14 protein-coding genes and 1 pseudogene are annotated in these 21,430 nt (G+C 72.4%); 6 read left to right on the plus strand and 9 right to left on the minus strand.

Annotated elements, in window-relative coordinates; all coding sequences use genetic code 11:
* Nucleotides 1-18 precede the first annotated feature (18 nt).
* Nucleotides 19-546, plus strand: coding sequence for a GNAT family N-acetyltransferase (locus QFZ75_RS08635; protein ID WP_307535227.1), 528 nt, complete (start codon nucleotides 19-21; stop codon nucleotides 544-546).
* On the opposite strand, the gene QFZ75_RS08640 is transcribed toward QFZ75_RS08635, so the two are convergent.
* From QFZ75_RS08640 to QFZ75_RS08650, 3 genes and pseudogenes are all read right to left on the minus strand, one after another.
* Complete coding sequence (locus QFZ75_RS08640) at nucleotides 543-3,593, minus strand: NACHT domain-containing protein (protein WP_307535229.1); 3,051 nt, start codon at nucleotides 3,591-3,593, stop codon at nucleotides 543-545. The genes QFZ75_RS08635 and QFZ75_RS08640 overlap by 4 nt on opposite strands.
* A 321-nt stretch (nucleotides 3,594-3,914) precedes the next feature.
* Complete coding sequence (locus QFZ75_RS08645) at nucleotides 3,915-5,531, minus strand: AMP-binding protein (protein WP_307544320.1); 1,617 nt, start codon at nucleotides 5,529-5,531, stop codon at nucleotides 3,915-3,917.
* A gap of 95 nt (nucleotides 5,532-5,626) precedes the next feature.
* Nucleotides 5,627-7,313, minus strand: a pseudogene (locus QFZ75_RS08650) (AMP-binding protein).
* 111 nt (nucleotides 7,314-7,424) lie between these two features.
* On the opposite strand from QFZ75_RS08650, the gene QFZ75_RS08655 reads away from it, so the two are divergent.
* From QFZ75_RS08655 to QFZ75_RS08665, 3 genes are all read left to right on the plus strand, one after another.
* Complete coding sequence (locus tag QFZ75_RS08655) at nucleotides 7,425-8,345, plus strand: LuxR C-terminal-related transcriptional regulator (protein WP_307535230.1); 921 nt, start codon at nucleotides 7,425-7,427, stop codon at nucleotides 8,343-8,345.
* Between the two features lie 153 nt (nucleotides 8,346-8,498).
* A complete protein-coding gene (locus QFZ75_RS08660; RefSeq protein WP_373465827.1) occupies nucleotides 8,499-11,396 on the plus strand; it encodes an AAA family ATPase in 2,898 nt (965 codons plus the stop codon).
* A 194-nt stretch (nucleotides 11,397-11,590) separates the two neighbouring features.
* Nucleotides 11,591-12,382: a trypsin-like serine protease gene (locus QFZ75_RS08665; protein ID WP_307535232.1), complete on the plus strand. Its 792-nt coding sequence runs from the start codon at nucleotides 11,591-11,593 to the stop codon at nucleotides 12,380-12,382.
* A gap of 127 nt (nucleotides 12,383-12,509) precedes the next feature.
* Here the strand turns inward: QFZ75_RS08665 and QFZ75_RS08670 are convergent, their stop codons facing one another.
* Nucleotides 12,510-13,628, minus strand: coding sequence for a winged helix DNA-binding domain-containing protein (locus QFZ75_RS08670; RefSeq protein ID WP_307535234.1), 1,119 nt, complete (start codon nucleotides 13,626-13,628; stop codon nucleotides 12,510-12,512).
* Nucleotides 13,629-13,800: 172 nt separating this feature from the next.
* Here QFZ75_RS08670 and QFZ75_RS08675 point away from each other — a divergent pair, with 172 nt between their 5' ends.
* Nucleotides 13,801-14,976 carry a magnesium and cobalt transport protein CorA gene (locus tag QFZ75_RS08675; protein WP_307535236.1) on the plus strand — a complete coding sequence of 392 codons (1,176 nt, stop codon included), beginning with the start codon at nucleotides 13,801-13,803 and terminating at the stop codon, nucleotides 14,974-14,976.
* A 172-nt stretch (nucleotides 14,977-15,148) separates the two neighbouring features.
* On the opposite strand, the gene QFZ75_RS08680 is transcribed toward QFZ75_RS08675, so the two are convergent.
* A complete protein-coding gene (locus QFZ75_RS08680; protein WP_307535237.1) occupies nucleotides 15,149-15,715 on the minus strand; it encodes an endonuclease domain-containing protein in 567 nt (188 codons plus the stop codon).
* A 48-nt stretch (nucleotides 15,716-15,763) separates the two neighbouring features.
* Here QFZ75_RS08680 and QFZ75_RS08685 point away from each other — a divergent pair, with 48 nt between their 5' ends.
* A complete protein-coding gene (locus QFZ75_RS08685; protein ID WP_307535238.1) occupies nucleotides 15,764-16,225 on the plus strand; it encodes a TetR-like C-terminal domain-containing protein in 462 nt (153 codons plus the stop codon).
* A 347-nt stretch (nucleotides 16,226-16,572) separates the two neighbouring features.
* Here QFZ75_RS08685 and QFZ75_RS08690 read toward each other — a convergent pair whose 3' ends face one another.
* The 4 genes from QFZ75_RS08690 to QFZ75_RS08705 all read right to left on the minus strand — a co-directional run bounded on the left by QFZ75_RS08690 (nucleotide 16,573) and on the right by QFZ75_RS08705 (nucleotide 21,324).
* Nucleotides 16,573-17,160, minus strand: a complete 588-nt coding sequence (locus tag QFZ75_RS08690) for a TetR/AcrR family transcriptional regulator (protein ID WP_307535240.1) — start codon at nucleotides 17,158-17,160, stop codon at nucleotides 16,573-16,575.
* Nucleotides 17,157-18,659: an MFS transporter gene (locus QFZ75_RS08695; protein ID WP_307535242.1), complete on the minus strand. Its 1,503-nt coding sequence runs from the start codon at nucleotides 18,657-18,659 to the stop codon at nucleotides 17,157-17,159. Before QFZ75_RS08695 ends, QFZ75_RS08690 begins: the two co-directional genes overlap by 4 nt.
* On the minus strand, nucleotides 18,656-19,690 hold the full coding sequence (locus QFZ75_RS08700; RefSeq protein ID WP_307535244.1) for an NAD(P)-dependent alcohol dehydrogenase: 1,035 nt from the start codon (nucleotides 19,688-19,690) through the stop codon (nucleotides 18,656-18,658). Before QFZ75_RS08700 ends, QFZ75_RS08695 begins: the two co-directional genes overlap by 4 nt.
* Before the next feature lie 137 nt (nucleotides 19,691-19,827).
* Nucleotides 19,828-21,324 (minus strand): aldehyde dehydrogenase, encoded by a 1,497-nt coding sequence (locus QFZ75_RS08705; RefSeq protein WP_307535246.1) that lies wholly within the window; start codon nucleotides 21,322-21,324, stop codon nucleotides 19,828-19,830.
* Nucleotides 21,325-21,430: the final 106 nt, after the last annotated feature.

A 21,430-nucleotide genomic window follows, 5' to 3' on the forward strand; every position in this document is an offset into this window, starting at 1 on the left:
CCGCGCATACTTGATCCCATGACCGTCAGAGCGGCCACATCCGCCGACCTCCCCGTCCTCCAGGACATCGAACGTGCCGCGGGCGAGCCGTTCCGCATCTTCGGGATGCCCGAGATCGCCGATGACGAGCCGCCCCCGCTCGACCTCCTGGAACGCTTCCGCAAGGCGGGTCACGCCTGGGTCGCCGAGGACTCCGCCGGCCGGCTCGTCGCGTACCTGATCGGCGAGCCCGTGGACGGCGCCTTCCACATCGAGCAGGTCTCCGTCCACCCGGACGCCGCGCACCAGGGCGTGGGGCGGACCCTGATCGCGTACGTCGCCGGGCGGGCGCGCCGGCAGGGACTGACCGGTCTCTCCCTGACGACCTTCGCGGAAGTCCCCTGGAACGCCCCCTACTACGAGCGGCTCGGCTTCCGCGTCCTGGCCGAGCACGAACTCACCCCGGGGCTGCGCGGCATCCGCGCGGCGGAGGCCGAGAACGGCCTGGACCGCTGGCCCCGGGTCTGCATGTACCTGAGCACACAGCCGCCGGGACCACGCGCCTAGACGGCAGGCGGCCCCGTCACGGCGCCCGGTTGCGGACGCCCCGGCCTTCCGTCCGCGTCTTCGTCCGCGTCGGCGTCTTCGTCCGCGTCCGCGTCCACGTCCGGGCACGCGCGGGGAGCCACCACGTCCGCCGTCCGCGCGCCCGCGAGCTGCGCCTGGAGCCGTTCGTGGCGGAACTCGAAACCCGCCCCCGACTGGCGCAGCACACCCCGCTGGTGCGCCTCCTCCAGGAACGCCATGAGCCGCCACGGCAGTTGCCCGGTCGCCGCCAGCCAGCAGCGCGCGACGACGTAACGGCCCCACGCGCTCAGCGCCACCGCGGCCGTGCCCAGCGGCAGCCACAGCTGGGTGCCCAGATGCACGAGGCCGCCCCAGTCGCCGGGCGTCGCCACCACGGGCACGCACACGCACGCCACGAGCAGCGCGACCATGCCGCCGCGGGTCAGGGACGCGGTCCGGTCGGTGCGCAGCGAGAAGCCGGGACTGGCGGCCCGCATCAGGTCCGAGGGCACACTGAGCGCGCGGTACACCCCGCACACACAGCCGCCGACCACACCGATCAGCAGCCCCGAGACCAGTACGGGCGGCAGGTTGCGGGCCAGCACCCCCGCGGCCGGTCCCTGGGTGAGCCAGTCCCGGCCCTCGTCCGGCAGCACCGAGCGCAGGTTCGCCGGGCGCACCGTGATCGTGGCCGGTCCGGCGCCCGGGGTGATGAGCGCGACCACGTCGCCGTCGCGTGACGCGAAGACCGTCCGCCGTGAGACGAAGTCCACGCACCGCCGCCGGGGCAGCAGCGGCATGGTGCAGTTCGGCGGCCGTGCCGATCCGGCGTAGGCCACCGGGCGCGCCCCGTCGCCGGGCAGCAGCAGTCCGCCCCGCAGCGGCCGCTCCGTGACGGCGCTGCGCACCCCGGCCCGCTCGGCGAAGTGCCAGCCGCGGATCTCCTGGCCCGTCAGGTTCGTCGCCGTACGGGACTTGAGCGCGGTCACGGCGACCGCCGCGAACCCACCCGCCGTGCAGGAGGCGACCCCGATCAGCAGCGCGGTGGCGGTGCCCCGGACCGTGCCCGACACGAACCGGCGGGCGATCCGCCCCGCGCGCGGTGTCCCTGCCGTCTGCCCGCCCCCGCGCGTCCCGCTCGTCATCAGGGCCGTCCCCGCCGCCGCGCAGGTGGTGCCGAGCAGGACGGTCCAGGGGCTGCCGTCCCGGCCCAGCAGGGCGTCGCCCGCCGCGCCCGTGCCGCCCACCGCCAGCGCGGCCCCGCCCAGCCGGGCCGCCGCCCGGCTCATGGCCCCGCTCCAGGGCAGCCCGAGCGGGGTGGGCCGGCGGGAGAGCCCGGCGATCCCGAGGAACAGGGTGAACAGCTGCGAGAACAGGAACCCGGCGATCAGGTCAGGGATCCAGCCGTCGGTGACCCCGCCGAAACGGAAACCGAAGCGCAGGTCGTCGAAGTAGGCGTACGCCGCCCACAGCAGCGCGCTCAGCCCGGTCGTGACGAGGGCCTGCCGCCGGCGGAAGCGCCGGTCCGCGCCGCGCCGCCCGGGCGGCAGCAGGTACCGGACCCCGAACGCGAACCCCAGCGTCTGCCCGGCCAGCACCGCGGTCAGGGAGACCACGTCCTCCAGCCGGGTCAGGTCACCGGCGGCGCGCGCCAGGGTCACCGGCAGCAGCAGCACGGACAGGACGGCGAGGGCCAGCAGCCCCGGCGCGTACACCGCGAGCGTCCGCGGCAGCAGCGACTCCAGCTCCCACCAGGCGAGCCGGCCCGTACCGCGGCGCTGCAACGCCCGCGCCACCACGGCCAGCCGGCGCGTCGCGTCGGCGGCGGCGTCCGTCCCCGCGTCCGCGAACGCCGCGGGGACGAACGCCCCCAGGAGGTGCTCCTCGACCGCCGCCACCGTGGGGAAGCGCCGCCGGTCGAGCAGGGGCGCGGGGTCGCGGGCGGTGTCGCCGTAGACCGTGCGGGCCAGAGCGACCATGAGCGGGGTGGTGAGGGCCTTCGCCGCGGGCAGGTCCGGGCGTTCCTCCAGCGTGCGCAGCACCTGCGTCCACACGGTGCGCGGGGTGCCGTCCGCCGCCGGACGCAGGGGCCGTGCCGAGCGTTCCAGGTGGGCCCCGGCCCGTGCGAGGTCCAGGGGCCGCAGTTCCACCACCTCGGCCCCGGTGAGCACGTCGCCCTCGTCCACCGCGGCCGCCCAGGCGTCGGCCCGGCTGGTCAGCATCAGGGGCGCGCCCGGGTCGAGTTCGGCGTTGATGCGCTGTACGGCCGTCGCGTACGCGGACCGGGGCAGTTCGTCGAAGCCGTCGAGGACCGGCGCCACCAGCGCCGTGTCGACCAGCACGCGGGCCAGGGTGCGGCGGTCGTCCGCCAGGGCGGCCAGCGGCCGGTAGTCGGCGGCCAGCCGGTCCGCGAGCCAGGTGCGCAGCGGCGAGCGCAGCGGGTCCCAGGAGGCGAGCGGGAAGATCACCGGGACCGGGCCGCCCTCCCGGCGGGCGTCGAGCCGGTCGAGGACGTACCGCATCGCGAACACGCTCTTGCCCGACCCCGGTTCGCCCAGGACCACGACGCGGCGACCGGGCGGGGCAGGGGCGGCCGCAGCAGCGGTGACAGCCACCGCAGTGGTGTCCGCGCCGGCGTCCGTCCGCGGACCCGGCAGCACGGCGCCGGACGGGATGTTGTGCGGGTGGTCGGCCAGGCGCCGGTCCGCGAGGCACCAGTCCACCTCCAGCGGCGCCGGGTCCTGGAGGCGCCGCAGCCGCGCCTCGGCCGCCCACTGCTCCCGTACGGCCTCGGCGAGCGACTCGACGGCCCGGCGCCGGTGCTCCCCGTCGCCGCCGTCCGGCCGGGGGCCGGTGTCGCCGCGCAGCACGTCCGCCAGGAGCGCCGCCACCGACATGAAGGCGCCGAGCGCCGTCAGCAGGACCCCGGCGGTGGCGGAGTCCTGCCACCAGAACCGCAGGATCGCCGCCATCGCCGCGAGCGCCACCGCGCACACGGCGAACCACAGGCGTCTGCGCGCCCCCGCCTCGTGCCATCCGACTCGCATGCCGCCGCTCCCCCGTCGTCGGAAATCCTCGATCGCCCGACCCCCGAAGTGAACCCTTTTAGTCCGCGCGACATCCGTGAACGGGCTGTTCAAGACACGTGTGGGTGAGCGCGTGGGTGCGTTCGGGGGGCGGTCGGGAGCGCATCGGGGCCTTCGACGCAGGGGTCAGGGGCATAAGCGGCGGGCATGGGCACGTACGGACGGCCCGCCCCGGGCCGCCGGATCCCAGGGCTCCGGCCGCTCCGGAACCCGCTGAAACCCCTGGACCCGCCGAAACCTCCAGGAGCATCTGCCCCTCTGGTTCTCCGGGCCTCTGGCCCGCTAGTTCCGCGGGCGGTCCGGCTGCGCGAACCTCTCCCGCAATTCGATCTTGCGCACCTTCCCGGAGACCGTCATCGGGAAGGACTCCATGATCTGCAGCCGGCTCGGGACCTTGTAGTGCGCCAGCCGGCCCTCGCAGAAGGCCCGCAGGTCCGTGAGCGTCGGTGGCTCACCGGGATCGCGCGGGACCACGCAGGCGAGCACCTCCTCGCCGTACCGTTCATGGGCCACGCCGACCACCTGCACGTCGGCGATCTTCGGGTGCGCGTACAGGAACTCCTCGATCTCGCGCGGGTAGATGTTCTCGCCACCCCGGATGATCATGTCCTTGATGCGGCCGACGATCTGTACGTATCCGTCGTCGAGCATCACCGCCAGGTCGCCGGTGTGCATCCACCGCCCGGCGTCGACGGCCTCGGCGGTCCTCTCCGGCTCGTCCCAGTAGCCGAGCATCACGCTGTAGCCGCGGGTGCACAGTTCACCGGCCGAGCCGCGCGGCAGGGTCACCCCCGTCGCCGGGTCGACGACCTTGACCTCGATGTGCGGCAGGACCCGTCCGACCGTGCCGGTGCGGTGCTCCAGGTCGTCGTCGCGGCGCGTCTGCAGGGAGACGGGCGAGGTCTCCGTCATGCCATAGCAGATGGACACCTCCGCCATGTGCATCTCGGCGACCACGCGTTTCATCACCTCGACCGGACAGGGCGAGCCCGCCATGATGCCGGTCCGCAGGGAGGAGAGGTCGTACGTCGCGAAGTCCGGCAGGTTCAGCTCCGCGATGAACATGGTCGGTACGCCGTACAGCGAGGTGCAGCGCTCCTCCTGCACGGCCCGGAGCGTCGCCGCCGGGTCGAAGGAGGGCGCCGGGACGACGATGCACGCGCCGTGCGAGGTGGCGGCGAGGTTGCCCATGACCATGCCGAAGCAGTGGTAGAAGGGCACGGGTACGCAGATCCGGTCCTGCTCGGAGTAGGCGATCGACTCCCCCACGAAGTACCCGTTGTTGAGGATGTTGTGGTGGGAGAGGGTCGCGCCCTTGGGGAACCCCGTGGTGCCCGAGGTGTACTGGATGTTGATCGGGTCGTCGCAGGACAACCCGGCAGCCCGCGCGGGGAGTTCGGCGTGCAGTTCGGCGGTCGCGCGGTCGAGCAGCGCGTCCCAGCTCGGGTCGCCGATGTACACGGTCTCCCGCAGCTCGGGACAGGTGGCGCGCACCTGCCCGACCATCGCCCGGTAGTCGCTCGTCCGGTGGCTCAGGGAGGCGAAGAGCAGCGAGATCCCGGCCTGCTTGAGGACGTACTCGACCTCGTGGGTGCGGTAGGCCGGGTTGATGTTCACCATCACGGCGCCGATGCGGGCGGTGGCGTACTGGACGAGCACCCACTCGGGACAGTTGACCGCCCAGATGCCCACCCGGTCGCCCTTGGTGACCCCGGCGGCGAGCAGCGCGCACGCCAGCCGGTCGACGTCCTCGGCGAACCGGGCGTAGGTCCAGCGGCGGCCCGACGGCACGTCGACGAGCACCTCGCGGTCCGGCCAGCGGGCCACCGCCCGGTCGAGGTCGGCCCCGACGGTGTCCCCGAGCAGGGCCGTGTCGCTCACCCCGTGCGCGTACGACAGCTGCGGGTGCGGCGGTTGCGCGTGCGTCGGCTGCACGTGCGTCGGCTGCGCGTACGTCGGTCGCGTGTGCGTCGGCTGCGCGTGCGTCGGTTCGGTCACCGGAAGTCCTCCTCGCGGTACTCGGCGTCCGACCCGGCCGCCGTGGCCTCGCGCAGCTCGATCCGCCGGATCTTCCCGGACACGGTCTTGGGCAGGGCGCCGAACTCCAGCCGGCGCACCCCGCTTGTAGGGGGCGAGGACCGTGCGCGCGTGCTCGAAGAGCAGCTTCGCGGTGTCGGGCCCCGGCTCCCAGCCCTCCGCCAGCACGACGTACGCCTTCGGGACGGCGAGCCGCAGTTCGTCCGGCGCGGGCACGACGGCCGCCTCGGCGACGGCCTCGTGCTCCAGCAGCGCGCTCTCCAGCTCGAAGGGGCTGATCTTGTAGTCGCTGGCCTTGAAGACGTCGTCGCTCCTGCCCACGTACGTGAGGTACCCGTCGGCGTCGCGCGAGCCGATGTCCCCGGTGCGGTAGTGACCGCCCGCCATCGCCTCGGCCGTACGGTCCGGGTCGCCGTGGTAGCCGGTCATCACGCCCACGGGCCGCACGGACAGGTCGAGCGCGATCTCGCCCTCCGCCGCGCCCGGGGCGCCCGACACGGGGTCGAGCAGTTCGACGCGGTAGCCCGGGCTGGGCCGTCCCATCGACCCCGCCTTCAGTGGCTGACCGGGGCTGTTGCACACCTGGACGGCCGTCTCGGTCTGTCCGAAGCCGTCCCTGACGGTGACGCCCCAGGCCCTGCGCACCTGCTCGACGACCTCGGGGTTGAGCGGCTCACCGGCGGCGACGGCCTCGCGCGGAGGCGTGCGCAGCCGGCTCAGGTCGGCCTGGATGAGCATGCGCCACACGGTGGGCGGCGCGCAGAACGTCGTCACCCCCGCCCGGTCCATCTCCGCCATCAGCCGGCCCGCGTCGAAGCGCGTGTAGGAGTGGATGAAGACGGTCGCCTCCGCGTTCCAGGGGGCGAAGAGGTTCGACCAGGCGTGCTTGGCCCAGCCGGGCGAGGAGATGTTCAGGTGCACGTCGCCCGGCTTCAGGCCGATCCAGTACATGGTCGCCAGATGGCCGACCGGGTACGACACATGGGTGTGCTCGACGAGTTTGGGCCGGGCGGTGGTGCCCGAGGTGAAGTAGAGCATCAGCGGGTCGTCGGCCCGGGTCGGACCGTCCGGCGTGAAGGGGCCGTGGTCGTGGCGGTGGACGTCCTCGTACGCGTGCCAGCCCGCGCGGTCGCCCCCGACGGCGATACGCGTGTAGTCGCCGGGCACCTCGTCGAACTTCGCCGTGTCCTCGGCACGCGCCAGGACGTGCCGGACCCGGCCCCGCCCGACGCGGTCGCGCAGGTCGGCCGGCCCGAGCAGCGGGGTGGCGGGGATTACCACGGCACGCAGCTTCATCGCGGCCAGGGCCGTCTCCCACAGCTCGGCCTGGTTGCCGAGCACGACGAGGATCCGGTCCCCGGCGCGGACGCCCAGCCCGCGCAGCCACGCCGCGGCCCGGTCGGAGCGCGCGGACAGCTCGGCGAAGGACAGCTTCGTCTCCCGGCCGTCCTCCTCGACGATGTGCAGCGCGGTCCGGTCGTTGTCCCGCGCGATGGCGTCGAACCAGTCGAGCGCCCAGTTGAAGTACTCCGGGCGGGGCCAGGAGAAGCCCTCGTAGGCCGTGGTGTAGTCCTCGCGGTGCTGCAGCAGGAAGTCCCGCGCGTTGCGGAAGTCCTCCGTCGGCGTCGTCGGCGGCGTCGTCATCCGTCCTCCTCGGTCCCGGGGCATTGCGGGGCGGCTGTCCCCCATCGTGTAATCCGTGATGCGGATCTCACCACCCCCGGACGGGGGTGGTGACGGTGAAGGGACGAGCACGTGGCGACTGGCGCGGCCGAGGCGGTGGAGATGCGCGGCGCGCTGATGCGGCTGCGGCGGGAGACGGGGCTGGCCGTCGCGTTCGGCGGGCTGGTCGAGCCGGGCCGCGGTCAGGTCCGCATCAGCGAGCTGAACGGTACGACGACGACGGCCCTGAGCGCGCTGGCGGTGTCATCGGGCAACGGACTGGGCGGCAAGGCGGTCGCCCTCGCCCGGCCGTGCGCCGTGACGGACTACTCCTCGTCCCGGCGGATCAGCCACGAGTACGACGGCGCGGTCGCCGCGGAGGGGCTGCGGTCCGTCCTCGCCGTACCCGTCGTCGTACGGCGCCGGGTGCGCGGTGTCCTGTACGGGGCTCTGCGCTCGGCCCGGCCCCTGGGTGACCGGATCCTGTCCGCGGCGGTGGAGGCCGCACGGGACGTGGAGCAGTCACTGGTCGTACGGGACGAGGCGTACGGCCTGCTGGCGGCGGCCCGCGCGCGCGGCGCGGACGGAGGGGCCACCGGGTCCGGAGGATTCCCCGGAGCCACGGGGGTGCAAGAGGCACACGGGGTGCAAGGGGTGCAGGGGGCGCACGGCATGGCCTGGGAGCGGCTCCGGGAGGCGCACGGGGCGCTGCGTGCGCTGGCGCCGCGTGTCGTGGACCCCGCGCTGCGGGCCGAACTGCTGGCGGTCTGCGCGACGCTGGCGGCCACCCCCGGCCCACTGTCCGCGACGGTCCCGCGGATCCGGCTCACCCCGCGCGAGCTGGACGTTCTGGCGTGCGTGGCGGCCGGCGCGACCAACGCGGCGGCCGGGTACCGGCTCGGACTGCGCGCCGAGACGGTGAAGGCCTACCTGCGCTCGGCGATGCGCAAGCTGGGCGCGCACACGCGCCTGGAGGCCGTGGTGGCGGCGCGGCGGGCGGGGCTGCTGCCGTGAAGGTCCGTACCTCTTCGCGTGTTCCCCGCATGTGCGGGACCCATGAAATCCCGTATACCGAATCTCTGTTATTTCCCTCACGGTCGGACCACCCGAATTCAAGGCCCTCTTTGCATAATATTGATCCGACACGACTTGAGAGGAGCGGTGCGCGTGCGACGGGATTTCGAGGAGCCTGTCAGACCCCGTTCCGAGCAGGTCAGCAGGCAGGTCGGCAGACCGGACACCGGCCGGGTCATCGGCCGGGAGGAGTTGCTCGGACGAGCGCGTGACCAGCTCTCCCGAGGGGGCAGCCTCCTCCTGCACGGGCCGCCCGGAATAGGAAAGTCGACCGTCCTGCGGGCTATTACCACGGAATATGCCGAATCCGCCCGGACGGTGTTGCGCTGCTCGGCCACCGAGTCCGAATCGCATCTGCCGTTCCTGGCGCTGGTCGATCTGCTGGGTCTGGTCGCCGACGAGGTCGCGGACACCCTGCCCGCCCCGCAGCAGGCCGCACTCGAAGCGGCGCTCACCGGTCGCGCCGAGTCCTCCCTGCACCAGGACGGCCTGGCACTGCGGCTGGCCGTCCTGTCGGTGCTGCGCGCACTGGCGGCCAGGGGCCCCGTGCTCCTCGTCGCGGACGACCTGCAGTGGCTGGACGCGCCCAGCGCCGAACTGCTGGGATTCGCCGCCCGGCGCCTGGGCGGCATGCCGGTGCGGATGCTCGGCGCGGTGCGCACCGGCACCGAACCGAAGGAGCAGGAGCACGACCTGTATCTACGCGCGTATCCGCCGGAGACGCTGGCCCTGCGGCTGGCTCCGCTGTCCCGGCCGCAGGTCTCCGAGCTGCTCGTCTCCCGTGGGTATCCGGACCTGAGCCGCTCGACCCTGCGGGACATCCACCACACCAGCGGCGGAAACCCCCTGTTCGCGCTGGAGCTGGGCCGCGCCCTGGCCGAGAGCCCGACGCCACCCCGGCCCGGTGAGCCGCTGCCCGTGCCGACCTCGCTGCGCGCGCTCGTGCTCAGCCGTCTGGAACTGCTGTCCGCCGAGGCCCGGCAGACCCTCCTCGTGGCGAGCGCGGGAGCCCGCCCCGCCCAGGCGCTGCTCGAAGCCGCGGGCCGTACGGACGCGGAGGCGGAGATCGCCCTCGCGGCCTCGCTCGGACTGGTGACCGCCCAGGGGCAGGACGGCAGGGGCCCGGACGGGCAGGAGGGCGCCGTACGGTTCGCGCACCCCCTCGTCTCGGCCGCCCTGTACGCCCAGGCGACGCCCTTCGAGCGGCGGGCGGCGCACGCCGCCCTGTCCACGGCGGCCTCCGAGCCGATCGAGCGGGCCCGGCACCTCGCGCTGGCCACCACCGGCACCGACGAACAGGTCGCCGCGCGGCTCTCCGAGGCGGCGGCCCTGGCCCGGGACCGCGGCGCGCCCTCGGTGGCGGCCCGGCTCGGGCTGCTCGCCGCCCGGCACACCCCGGCGGACGGCCGGCCCGGCGCGGACGAACGGCGGCTGCGGTCCGCCGAGGACGCGCTGACCTCCGGCGAGATCGACCTGGCCCGCGAGGTGGCCCGTGACGTCCTGGAGCGGGCGACGGACCCGGCCGTCCGGGTACGGGCCTGGATGGTCGTCATCGACTCGGCCGGGCAGGCGATGGCCGACGTCGAGTCCGTGTTCCCGCAGGCCCTCGCGGACGCGGGCGACGACCCGCGGCTGCTCGCGCTGGTCCGCTACCAGCTGGCGTGGCGGGCGCTCCTCCTGGAGGGCGAGATGGGCAAGGGCCGCGCGGAGGCCGCGCACGCGGCACGGCTCGCCGCCACCGCGGGCGACCGGAGCACCGAGCTGCTGGCCCTGTCCTTCCAGGCCCAGATGGAGACCCTGATGGGGCACCCCGCGGCCCCGGTGACGCTCGAGAAGGCCCTCGCGGAACCGCAGGACCTGCGGGTGGCCGTCGACCACAACGGCGCCGGGGCCACCCGTTTCCGCTGGCTGATCATGAGCGACCAGCTGACCGAGGCACGGGCCGCGATCACCCGGCTGCTGGGTGAGGTGCGGCGGCGCGGCATCGTCGAGAGCGAGGTGCACTTCCTGCGCGGGCTAGCCGAGACCGAACTGCGTTCCGGGCACTGCGGGCGGGCGCTCGACCTCGCCCACGAGAGTCTGCGGCTGGCCCGGGACACCGGGATCGGCGAGGCCGCGGGCAACATGTTCACCTCGCTCGCCGAGGCCGCCGGCGGCGATGTGCACCGGGCGCTCGTGCTGGCCCGCGACGCGGTGCGCCGCGCCGAGGAGGACGGCGACCTGGTCTACCTCTCGCGGGCCCTGGGCGCGCTCGGGCACGCCCAGCTGGTGGCCGGGGACGCCGCCGGTACGGTCCACTCCCTGCGCAGGGCGCGGGAGTCGGAGCAGCGGCTCGGCATCTTCGACCCGGCGCGCGGCCGCTGGCACGGCGACCTCGCCGAGGCCCTGGTCCTGGTCGGCGAGCCGGCGGAGGCGCAGGACGTCATCACGGCCACGCGCGAGCACGCGGTCCGGCTGCGGCGGGCGAGCGTCCTGGCCGTACTGGACCGGGCCGAGGCGCTGGTGAAGGCCGCGACCGGCGAACACGAGGCCGCGGTACGGCAGTTGCTGTCGGCGCAGGACCGGCTGGCGCAGCTCGGCTACGGGCTCGAGGAGGCGCGGGCCGCGTTCGCGCTGGCACGGCTGCGGGCGGAGCAGTCCGGCCACGGCGCGTACGACGAGGCGGCGCGGCTGTTCCGCCGCTGCAAGGCGATGCCGTGGCTGCGGCAGCTGGACGCGGTCGCCGCGGCCGCCGCCGTCCCCGGCTCCCCGCCGGTCCCCGCCCCGGCGGCCCCGGAGTCGATGCTCCCCCACCTGGACCGGCTGGCCTCGACGGAACGTCAGGTGGCGGCGCTGGTCCTGGAGGGTGCCACGAACCGCGAGATCGCCGGCCGCCTGTTCATCAGCGTCAAGACGGTCGAGGCGACCTTGACCCGCGTCTACCGAAAGCTGGGGATCCGCTCACGGGTGGACATAGTCCGCCTGGCAGCAGCCCAGCACAGAGCCAACTGACCGAGCCGCACAGGCAGTTGCCAGGCCCGCGGGGAACGGCGCGACAAGCCCCCACCGGTGACCGAGGGTTATCCCTCGGTCACCACGGCAGGGAGTTCCCTCATTGGACCCGCCCCGCCCTCCTCCTACCGTTGGACCCGCCCCGCAGGCTGTCGCACCCCCCACGCCCCCCACCGGCACCCCTGAGGAGATCCATGTCCGGGTTCACCCTTGCCAAGAAGGCCGCCGCCCTCACCGCCACGGTCGCCGCCGCCGCGACGACCTGTCTCCTCGGCGCGACCACCGCGAGCGCCGCCCCCCAGCCCATCGTCGGCGGCTCGACGACCACGGCCGCCGCGTACCCGTACGTCATGCAGATCACCACCGCCTCGCAGAGCCAGTTCTGCGGCGGCACCCTGGTCTCGCCCACCAAGGTCGTCACCGCGGCCCACTGCATGGTCGGCGAGACGCCGAGCGGCATCCGCGTGGTGGGCGGCCGGACGTACCGCAACGGCACCAACGGCACCGTCGCCCAGGTCAGCAAGATATGGATCAACCCGGGCTACACGGACGCCGAGGAGGGTGACGACGTCGCCGTCCTGACCCTGTCGACGTCCATGCCGTACACGCCGATCAGCTACGTCTCCGCCTCCGAGACCAGCCTGTACACGGCCGGCACCACCGCCCGCATCCTCGGCTGGGGCACCACCAGTTCGGGCGGCTCCTCCTCCAACCAGCTGCGCACGGCCACGGTCCCGACCGTGTCCAACTCCACCTGCTCCTCGGCGTACGGCTCGTCGTACATCTCCACCGACATGGTCTGCGCCGGCTACACCTCCGGCGGCGTGGACACCTGCCAGGGCGACAGCGGCGGCCCGCTCGTCATCGGCGGCAAGCTCGCCGGCATCACCTCGTGGGGCTACGGCTGCGCGGACGCCGGCTATCCCGGTGTCTACACCCGCCTGACGACGTTCTCGAGCCTGGTGACGGCGCAGGTCAACTCCTGACCGTACCGGTGACTTCCTGAGCGCGGTCGGCGCGATCGCGGCTCAGGGACAGACAGGGGGCGTTGCGGGCCTCCACGAGCGGCCCGCAACGCCCCCTCTCCATGGGTCCGCCGGCTGTCCGGCCCCGTCAGCCGGCGCGTACGACGGTCCCGAACCGCACGTCGTACGGGGCCGGCCCGCCGAGTACCGCGAGCATGCGCGCCGCCTCACCGGTCACCTCGGCGCGCTGCCGGCCGGTGAGCGTGCCGAAGGGTTCGACGGTGAGCACGCTCCTCCCGCCGGTCTCCTCCAGCCGCCACACACCCGCCAGGAACCCGTCGACGAGCAGGGCCGGGTAGGCCTGGTTGCCCTGCCAGGTACGGCCCTTGTGGTGGGCAGGCACCACCCGGGACCGGTCGGCGTGCGAGAGGAGCAGGTTGTCGAACTCGGGCAGCAGGCGCGCGGGGGCCGGGGTGTCCGCGGCGGGGCGGGGCGCGTGCGGCAGGTCGAAGAGCTCGGCACCTCGTTCGTCGGCGAAGGTGACCAGCTGCGGCCGGAGCCGTTCGAAGACCTCCCGCAGCCGGGTCAGCCCGGCCCAGGTCTGCATGTCCTTGACGGAGGCGGGCCCGAAGGCGCCGAGGTAGCGCAGGACGGTGGCGTCGGGGGCGGGAGCCGGCTGCGACGGCCTGCCGAGCCAGTGCTCGGCGGTGGTGAGCGCGACCTGGCCGCTGCGGCCCCACAGCCCGCGCGGCGTGACCTGGACGAGGGGCAGCCGGCAGCGGGCCGCGACGGCGAGCGCCGACGGATCGGCGTCCGGCCACTCGGCGAGCAGTGCCTCACGCAACTGCTTCATGGTGCGCGGCCGTACCTCGACCAGTTCCCGGGCGACCGCGGCGAGCCGGTCGAGGTCCACTCCGGCGAGGCCCTGCCGGAAACCGTACAACTCCCTTTCCCGGGCGGCCTGTACGAGTGGACGCAGAGTGAGGCAGTCGTCGGCGGTGTGGGTGTGGATGGTGGACCGCAGGGTGACGATGCGGACGGCCTCCCGCGTCTCCATGGCGGCCGACAGCTCCTGCGGCGCGAAGCCCTCCAGACGGGCGGCGAGCGCGTGGTACGGCGGTTTCACGTTCTGCGCCTGGAGGCCGACGAGGTGTGCCACGGCGTCCGTCGCGGACAGGGTGGCCCGACGCAGGAGGAGCTGTCGTGCGAGGGTCGCGCGGTTCAGTTCGCGGACGCTCAGCACGGGGGCGGTCGAGGTCTTCGTCATGTCCGCACGCTACCGAGGCATGCGGACACCTTCTGTCCGCATGCCGCAACCACGCACCCCTTCACCCGTCCCCTTCGCCCGTCCCCTTCGCCCGGCGCCGTCCCGCCGTTCGCCCCGTATATCCTGCACGCGTTCCACAGGTCGGGTCAGGTACGAGACGGAGGCAGCCGCGATGCCGGAACGCCGGGCCAGGGCCCGTCCCGTACCCGCCGCCAAGGGCGGCCGGAGATCGGTGTGGCGCCGCGCCCAGGGCGCCGCCGCTCCCCCGCCGCCGGACCCGCGGGCGTCCGATCCGGCTCCCGCCGCCGACGCGGTCCCGGCCGAACCGGACAGCGTCGTGCAGGCGGCGCTCTACCGGGACGGGGTGCGCGTCGCGTCCCCGGCCTCCCTCGCGGACACCTTCCGTGAACTGCGCGACCAGCCGGACGGCATGGCGTGGATCGGCCTGGCCCGCCCCACGGAGAACCAGATCCTGTCCCTGGCGGCCGAGTTCGACCTCCATCCGCTCGCCGTCGAGGACGCGATGGAGGCGCACCAGCGGCCGAAGCTGGAGCGCTACGGCGAGACGCTGTTCGTCGTCCTGCGCGCGGCCCGCTACCTCGACGCGTCCGAGGAGGTCGACTTCGGCGAACTGCACGTGTTCCTCGGCCCCGACTTCCTGATCACGGTCCGGCACGGCGCGGCCCCCGACCTCTCGGCGGTGCGCCGCCGTATGGAGGAGACCCCGGACCTCCTGAAACGCGGCCCCGAGGCGGTGCTGTACGCGATCCTCGACGCGGTGGTGGACGGTTACGCCCCGGTCGTCTCCGGCGTCCAGAACGACATCGACGAGATCGAGACCGAGGTCTTCGGCGGCGACCCCTGGGTCTCGCGCCGCATCTACGAACTCTCGCGCGAGATGGTCGAGTTCCAGCGGGCCACCCGCCCCCTGGTCGGCATGCTGCACGCCCTGATGGCCGGTTTCGCCAAGTACGGCACCGACGAGGAACTCCAGCGCTACCTGCGGGACGTCGCCGACCACGTCACGCACACCAGCGAACGCGTGGACGGCTTCCGCCAGGCCCTCACCGACATCCTCACGGTCAACGCCACCCTGGTCACCCAGCAGCAGAACGCGGAGATGCGGGCGCTGGCGGAAGCGGGCTTCGAACAGAACGAGGAGATCAAGAAGATCTCGTCGTGGGCCGCCATCCTCTTCGCCCCGACCCTGGTCGGGACGATCTACGGCATGAACTTCACGCACATGCCGGAGTTGCACTGGGCACTCGGATACCCCTTCGCGGTCGCCCTGATGGCGGTCGTATGCACCAGTCTGTACGTCATCTTCAAGCGGAAGGACTGGCTCTGAGTAACCGACCTCACGAGCACACGCACCACCGATTCGCACCGCCGAGGACGCCTGACCTGGGACCGGATCAGCGCGGAGCTGCTGGAGCAGACCTGAGACCCGAATCCCGCACATCGGCGGCAGGCCAGCGCCCTAAGAGTTTGATCTTGGCGACCGGCCTGCTGCGGAACGCTCACAACCACCCCACATATCCGCGCTTGATCACCTGCGCATCGTGGATAGAGGCCCATGAGGTCGGCAGGTAGGCGTCGCTGCGGCCCCGGATGACACGGGCTTCTGGGCGGCGCGCCGGCGGGTTGGCCAGGTAGGCGTCGATGTCCGGGATCGCGAAGCCGGCGCCACGACGGCACTTGCGCTCATACGGCGCCAGCTCGTTCAGGTTGCACGGGCGGCAGAGGATTCCGCGAACACAGCAGCGGGTACTGGTGCGCTTCATGCCGCAGCAGTGATGGTCGTGATCGATCTGCCAGGGGCGTGGTTCGGCGTGAGGGATATCGCCGTCGCAGGGCTCCTCATTGTCCCCGCAGAGGCCGCACCGGAAGTTCTGCGCGCGCCAGATCGCGTTGTACTGGGGAACGGTGAGCCCATAGTTCTCGATGCCCCGGCGCATCCGGTAGCACCCTTGGCACTCACGACCCCGCACCAGGCGGGCCGCCCACGCCCCACAAGTGCAGAATTCGCCGTCCCCCTCACGTTCGATACGCGTCATGATCTGCTCGATCTCTTCCGGGGAAATCATGCCGGGATCCTAGAGCTCTCCGCTGACAGCGCCGACCCCCACGACCCGGTGGCCGACCTCTACCGCGGCTGGGACCTGCACGTCGACTTCGGAGTGCGACACCCCGCGTTCTACATGCTCATGTACGGCACTGTGCAGCCCGGGCGGCGGCCCCCGGCCGCGGACGAGGCGCACGCCCTGCTGGTCACACTGCTGGGCCGGGCGGCCGAGGCCGGGCGCCCCCGGGTTCCGGTGAAGCAGGCGACCCTCGTCATCCACGCCGCAACAACGGGTGCCACGCTGGCGCTGATCGGCGAAGAGCCCGCGGAGCGGGACCTGACCACTTCGGCACGGCTGCGGGACGCCGTCATCGCCTCCCTCACCACGGACCCGCCCGCCTTGTCCGGGTCGGACCTGGCCTCGCGTGCACCCGCCCTCGATGCCGCACTGGAAACCGCGCTCACCACCGGGGGACCTCTGCGAGACACGGAGGCGGCTCTGCTGGCGGCCTCAAGGGTGCCGAACCCGTGAAGTGCTGATCGCATGGCGCGTGCGAGAGTCGACCACGCGCGTCGGGCAGGCCGAAACCGGCGAGGACGTCGAGCAGAACCTGCAACGCCTCTTCGCTGACGCGGCGGTCCTGCTCGTCACCGGCCGCCGGAGCGGGGACGGTGGCGGCGTAGCGGCCGGGAGGGGCCCGGCCACAGACGCTTCGGGCCGTCACCGGGCAGACAGCGGATGCGTGGGCGATGGTCCTGCGGGGTCTCTTGTGATCGCATGGCCGAGCGTGCGGATGCCACTGCCTCGTCTGCTTTCCGTTTCACTGCCGTCAGGGCCCCTGCCTCACTCCACGCAGGTGCGGCGCCCTGTCTGGCGGATCATGGTGTGAAGGCGCGCCGGACTGTCAATGCGAGTGCGGCACGGCGCGCCTCGTGGGCGGCCTCGGGTTCGTCCTTGTACGCGGCGTACATGGGGCTTGCGGGCGACCAAGTCATCGACATGGTGGTGACGATGGCGAGTACGTCGGCCGGCGGGATGCCGGGATCGACGAGGCCCTTGGCCTGGGCGTCGGCGATCGACTGGATCTTCTCCCCGTCGTGACCTGGCATGAAGTGGTAGAGGTCGCCGGTGGGGGTGCGTTCCAGTCGGGCCCAGGCGGCCAGGCGGACCAGTTCGGGACGGACGAGGTAGGCGTCGTAGAGCCGGACGGCATACCCGGGCAGGTCGTCGCCGGTGGCCGGGACCGTGTCGACGATGACGTCGAGGTGTTCGGTGAAGACGGCGTCGAAGAGTTCGTCCTTGCTACGGTAGTACTTGTAGATCTGGGCCTTGTTGACGTGGGCGGCGGCCGAGATCCGATCGATGCGTGCGCCGGCGATACCGTAAGCGGCAAACTCGGTCGTCGCCGCGTCGAGCAGACGCCGCCGCGACGCCTCGCCCGCGCTGGTGATCTGTCCGGTCTTCATGGCCTCATCTTAAACAAACCATTTCGTTTACTGTCCGAGGGCGTGCGGTGTGCAGGGACGGCGATTGCGCACACCGCTGCGAGCAGCGCGGCGACCGCACCCAGGAGGAACACGGTGCGGAAGTCGGCTTCGGACGGTACGGCGGGGGGGCCGGTGGCCGCGCCAACCAGGACCACCCCTGTGAGGGCGCCTGCGAAGGCGGTCCCCAGGGAGCGGGCCAGGCTGTTGAGACCATTGGCTGCCGCGGACGCGGACGCGGGTGTCTGGTCCATGATCAGGGCTGGCATCGCCGCGTAGGCCAGGCTGACACCCGCACCGATGACCGTGGTGAACATCAGGATGTCCCAGGTACCGCCCATCCGGAAAGCCGCGGTCCCGTACCCGGCGGCGACGACGACGGATCCGGCGACCAAGGTGGTCCTGGGCCCCCTGGCGGCCGAGAGCCGGGCGGCCAGCGGCGAGAACGCCATCACCGCCAGTCCGGCGGGCGCGAGCCACAGTCCGGTCTCGACCATGGACCGGCCCAGTCCATAGCCGGAGGACACCGGGAGGTGGAGGAGTTGCGGCGCTGCCAGGGCCTGGGCGTACATGGCGAAGCCGATCATCACCGAGGCGAGGTTCGTCATCAGCACGGGCCGTCGCGCGCTCGCACGGAGGTCGACCAGGGGGGAGCGGTGGCGCAGTTCCCACCAGGCCCACGAGGTGAGGACGGCGACGGAGGTGGCCAGCAGGCCAAGTGCGGTTTCGCTGCCCCATCCGCGCGCACCGCCCAGGGACACGGCCAGGAACAGGCACACGAGCCCCGCGGCCAGGCCGAGTGCTCCGACGGCGTCGAAGCGCGCCCTGGTTCCCGGCGGGGAGGCGGGAACGATCCACAGGATCAGCAGAGCGACGACCAGACCCAGGACCGAGGGCACCCAGAACAGGGTGTGCCAGTCCATCTGCTGCGCCACGGCGGCGGACAGCGGCAGTGCGATCGCCGCTCCGACGCCGAGGGAGGAACTCATCACGGCGATGCCGGAGCCCAGACGGTGCGCCGGCAGCACCTCGCGCATGATGCTGATTCCGAGAGGGACGGCCCCCGTGCCGAATCCCTGGAGGGTCCTGCCGGTCACCATGAGGGGAAGAGAACCGGCCAGCGCGCCGAGCACGGAACCGGCGATCAGGAAGGTGATGCTGATCAACAGGAGCCGCCTTGTGCCGTACAGGTCACCGAGCCGTCCCGCGACGGGGACGGCGACGGATGCGCCGAGCAGGGTCGCGGTGATTGCCCAAGAGGCGTTGACCGGTGACGTGTGCAGCAGTTCCGGCAGCTCGGGCACGAGTGGCACGATCAGGGTCTGCATCGCGGCGACCAGGATGCCGGTGGCTGCGAGGATGACGATGACCGCGGTGCTGCGTGGGGGCCGGTCGCCGGTCGCGGGTTCCCCGGCGGAGCCCCGTCCGGGACCTGCGACAGGGCGGCGGGCGAGGGCTCCGGTGAGGGGGGTCACGGTCACGCGGCGGTCATGTCGAGGACGAAGCGGTAGCGGACGTCGTTGCGGGCGAGGCGTTCCAGGGCCTGGTTGGCCTGGTCGGGGCGCATGAGCTCGATCTCGGCGGTGATGCCGTGCTCGGCGCAGAAGTCGAGCATCTCCCGGGTCTCGGCGGTGCCGCCGCTGCCGGCTCCGGCGAGGGTCTTGGCGCCTTGGATGAGACTGAGGGGGTTCACCGCGATGTCGCCCTCGGGGATGCCGACCACGCAGAGGGTTCCGTCCATGGCGAGCGCGGTCAGGTAGGGGTCGATGGAGTGGGGTGCGCCGACGGTGTCGAGGATGAAGTCGAAGCGTCCGGCTTGCGCGGCCATCTGCTCGTCGTCGGTGGACAGGACCACGTCGTGAGCGCCCAGTGCCCGGGCTTCGGCGGCCTTGTCCGCGGTTCGGGTGAACTGGACGACCTCGGCGCCGAGTGCGTGGGCGATTTTGAGGGCGATGTGGCCGAGTCCTCCCATGCCCACGACGCCGACCGTCTTGCCGGGGCCGACGCCCCAGCGCTTCATCGGCGAGTAGGTGGTGATGCCGGCGCACATCAGGGGCGCGGCGCCGGCCGGGTCGAGACCTTCAGGCAGGTGGTAGGTGAACTTGGCGGGCAGGACGTACTGCGAGGAGTAGCCGCCGCGGGTGGGGAGCCCGTCCTTGGGGTCGGTGTTCCCGTAGGTGAGCGTCGGGAAGTGCTCGCACCAGTTCTCCCGGCCGGCCCGGCAGGGCGTGCAGGTGCCGCAGGAGTCGATGATGTTGCCCACCGCCACCTTGTCGCCCGTGCGGAAGTTCGTCACGGCGCTGCCGACTTCGAGGATCTCGCCGGTCATCTCGTGTCCGGGTACGAGAGGGAAGACGTCGCCGTGCCGGATGGCCGAGATGTCGCTGGAGCAGACGCCGCAGTAGTCGACGCGTACGGCGACGTCGTCGGGGAGCAGGTCGCGGCGGGTGAAGTTCCAGGGTTCCAGGGGGCCGTTGCGGTGGTGGGCGGCCCATCCGCTGATGTTCCTCATGAGGGTTGTTCTCCTTCGTCGTCTTCACCGGGCACCGCGGGGTGGAGAGGGGCAGCACGCGTGCCTGACATGTGCGGTCCCGCGGTGCACCGAGGTGAGTGGGTTGTGCTTGCCGGGTGTACCGGCGGGCGGGGTGGTCAGAGCTGGATCATGACGGTCTTGGTCTCGGTGAAGGCGTCCAGGACGTCGGTGCCGTGCTCGCGTCCGATGCCGGACTGCTTGAACCCGCCGAAGGGGACGGTCCCGGCGCTCATCTGCCCGTAGGTGTTGACCCAGACGGTTCCTGCCTGCAGGCCGGCGGCGATGCGGTGGGCGCGGGCGAGGTCGGTGGTCCACACGGCGGAGGCCAGTCCGTAGTCCGAGTCGTTGGCCAGGCGCAGCAGTTCGGCCTCGTCGGTGAAGGACATCAGTGCGGCGACAGGGCCGAAGATCTCTTCCTGGGCTACGCGCATGTCGTTGGTGACGTTGTCGATGACGGTCGGCGGAACGAACAGGCCGGGTTCCGCGGGGAGTTCTCCTCCGTGGCGCAGCCGGGCGCCTTCCTTACGTGCCACGTCGAAGTATGAGGTGACGCGCTCGAAGTGCCGGCGTGAGGCCAGCGGACCCATACGGGTGTCGGGGTGGAAGGGGTCGCCCATGGTGTAGGTGGCCAGTTCGTCGGCGAGCAGTCGGCCGAACTCCTCGCGCACGCTCTCCTCGACGAAGATGCGGGTGCCGGCGACGCATCCCTGGCCGGTGCCGGCCAGGAAACCGAGCGCCGCGCCCGCCGCCGCGGCCTTGAGGTCGGCGTCGGAGAAGACGATGTTCGGGGACTTGCCGCCGAGTTCGAGGGTGACTCGCTTGAGGTTGCCGCTGGAGGCCTGCAGGACGTGCTTGCCGACGGCGGTAGAACCGGTGAAGGAGACCTTGTCGACGCCGGGGTGGGTGATGAGTGCCTCCCCCGTCACCCCTCCGTCCCCGGTGACGATGTTGACGACACCGCGCGGCAGGTCGGTGTCCTGCAGGAGTTCACCCAGGCGCAGTGCGGTGAGGGGGGACTGCTGGGCCGGCTTCAGGATGATGGTGTTGCCGGTGGCCAAGGCCGGTGCGAGCTTCCACACGGCTTGGAGCAGCGGCCCGTTCCAGCCCGTAATGCCGACGACGACGCCCAGCGGCTGGCGCACGGTGTAGTGGAACTGGCCGGGCTCGGAGGGCGCCGTCTGCCCGTAGATCTTGGTGGGCCAGCCTGCGTAGTGACGCATCACCTCGACCGAATGCGCGACGAACCAGCGGCTCAGGAAGAGCGGGGCGCCCATGTCGAGGGACTCCAGGGTCGCCAGCTCTTCGGCGTTCTCCTCCATCACCTGGGCGATCTGCAGGAGGATCTGACTGCGCTGGTAAGGGGTGAGGGCCGCCCAGGACGGGGCCTCGAAGGCTGCGCGGGCGGCGGCGACAGCGCGATCGACTTCCTCAGGGCCCGCGGCGGCGACGGCGGTGAGCACCTCCTCGGTCGTGGGGTCGACCGTCTCTATGGTCCGGCCGGACAGGGAGGGGACCCATTCGCCTCCGATCAGGAGTTTCTTCGGTTCGCCGCGCAGGAAGGCGGGCGAGGGGCGGTCGGCCGGCGCCAGGACGAGAGGGGTCAGGCTGTACATGGAGATCCTCCGAAAGAAGAATAAACAAACTGGTTTGTTTCGCAAGAAGAACGTACCCTGCCCGCCAGCCGCCGGTCAACTAACTAGTTTGTTTATTCGATGCGGG

It is taken from the genome of Streptomyces sp. V3I8 (genome assembly GCF_030817535.1).
In the GTDB taxonomy this organism is placed as follows: domain Bacteria; phylum Actinomycetota; class Actinomycetes; order Streptomycetales; family Streptomycetaceae; genus Streptomyces.

What these genes read in the sequence shown, in the direction of transcription:
- QFZ75_RS08690 (WP_307535240.1), bottom strand. Translation starts at nt 17,160, where the DNA reads ATGAAGACCGGACAGATCACCAGCGCGGGCGAGGCGTCGCGGCGGCGT.
- QFZ75_RS08675 (WP_307535236.1), top strand. Translation starts at nt 13,801, where the DNA reads ATGCCGGAACGCCGGGCCAGGGCCCGTCCCGTACCCGCCGCCAAGGGC.
- QFZ75_RS08665 (WP_307535232.1), top strand. Translation starts at nt 11,591, where the DNA reads ATGTCCGGGTTCACCCTTGCCAAGAAGGCCGCCGCCCTCACCGCCACG.
- QFZ75_RS08635 (WP_307535227.1), top strand. Translation starts at nt 19, where the DNA reads ATGACCGTCAGAGCGGCCACATCCGCCGACCTCCCCGTCCTCCAGGAC.
- QFZ75_RS08640 (WP_307535229.1), bottom strand. Translation starts at nt 3,593, where the DNA reads ATGCGAGTCGGATGGCACGAGGCGGGGGCGCGCAGACGCCTGTGGTTC.
- QFZ75_RS08680 (WP_307535237.1), bottom strand. Translation starts at nt 15,715, where the DNA reads ATGATTTCCCCGGAAGAGATCGAGCAGATCATGACGCGTATCGAACGT.
- QFZ75_RS08670 (WP_307535234.1), bottom strand. Translation starts at nt 13,628, where the DNA reads ATGACGAAGACCTCGACCGCCCCCGTGCTGAGCGTCCGCGAACTGAAC.
- QFZ75_RS08705 (WP_307535246.1), bottom strand. Translation starts at nt 21,324, where the DNA reads ATGTACAGCCTGACCCCTCTCGTCCTGGCGCCGGCCGACCGCCCCTCG.
- QFZ75_RS08700 (WP_307535244.1), bottom strand. Translation starts at nt 19,690, where the DNA reads ATGAGGAACATCAGCGGATGGGCCGCCCACCACCGCAACGGCCCCCTG.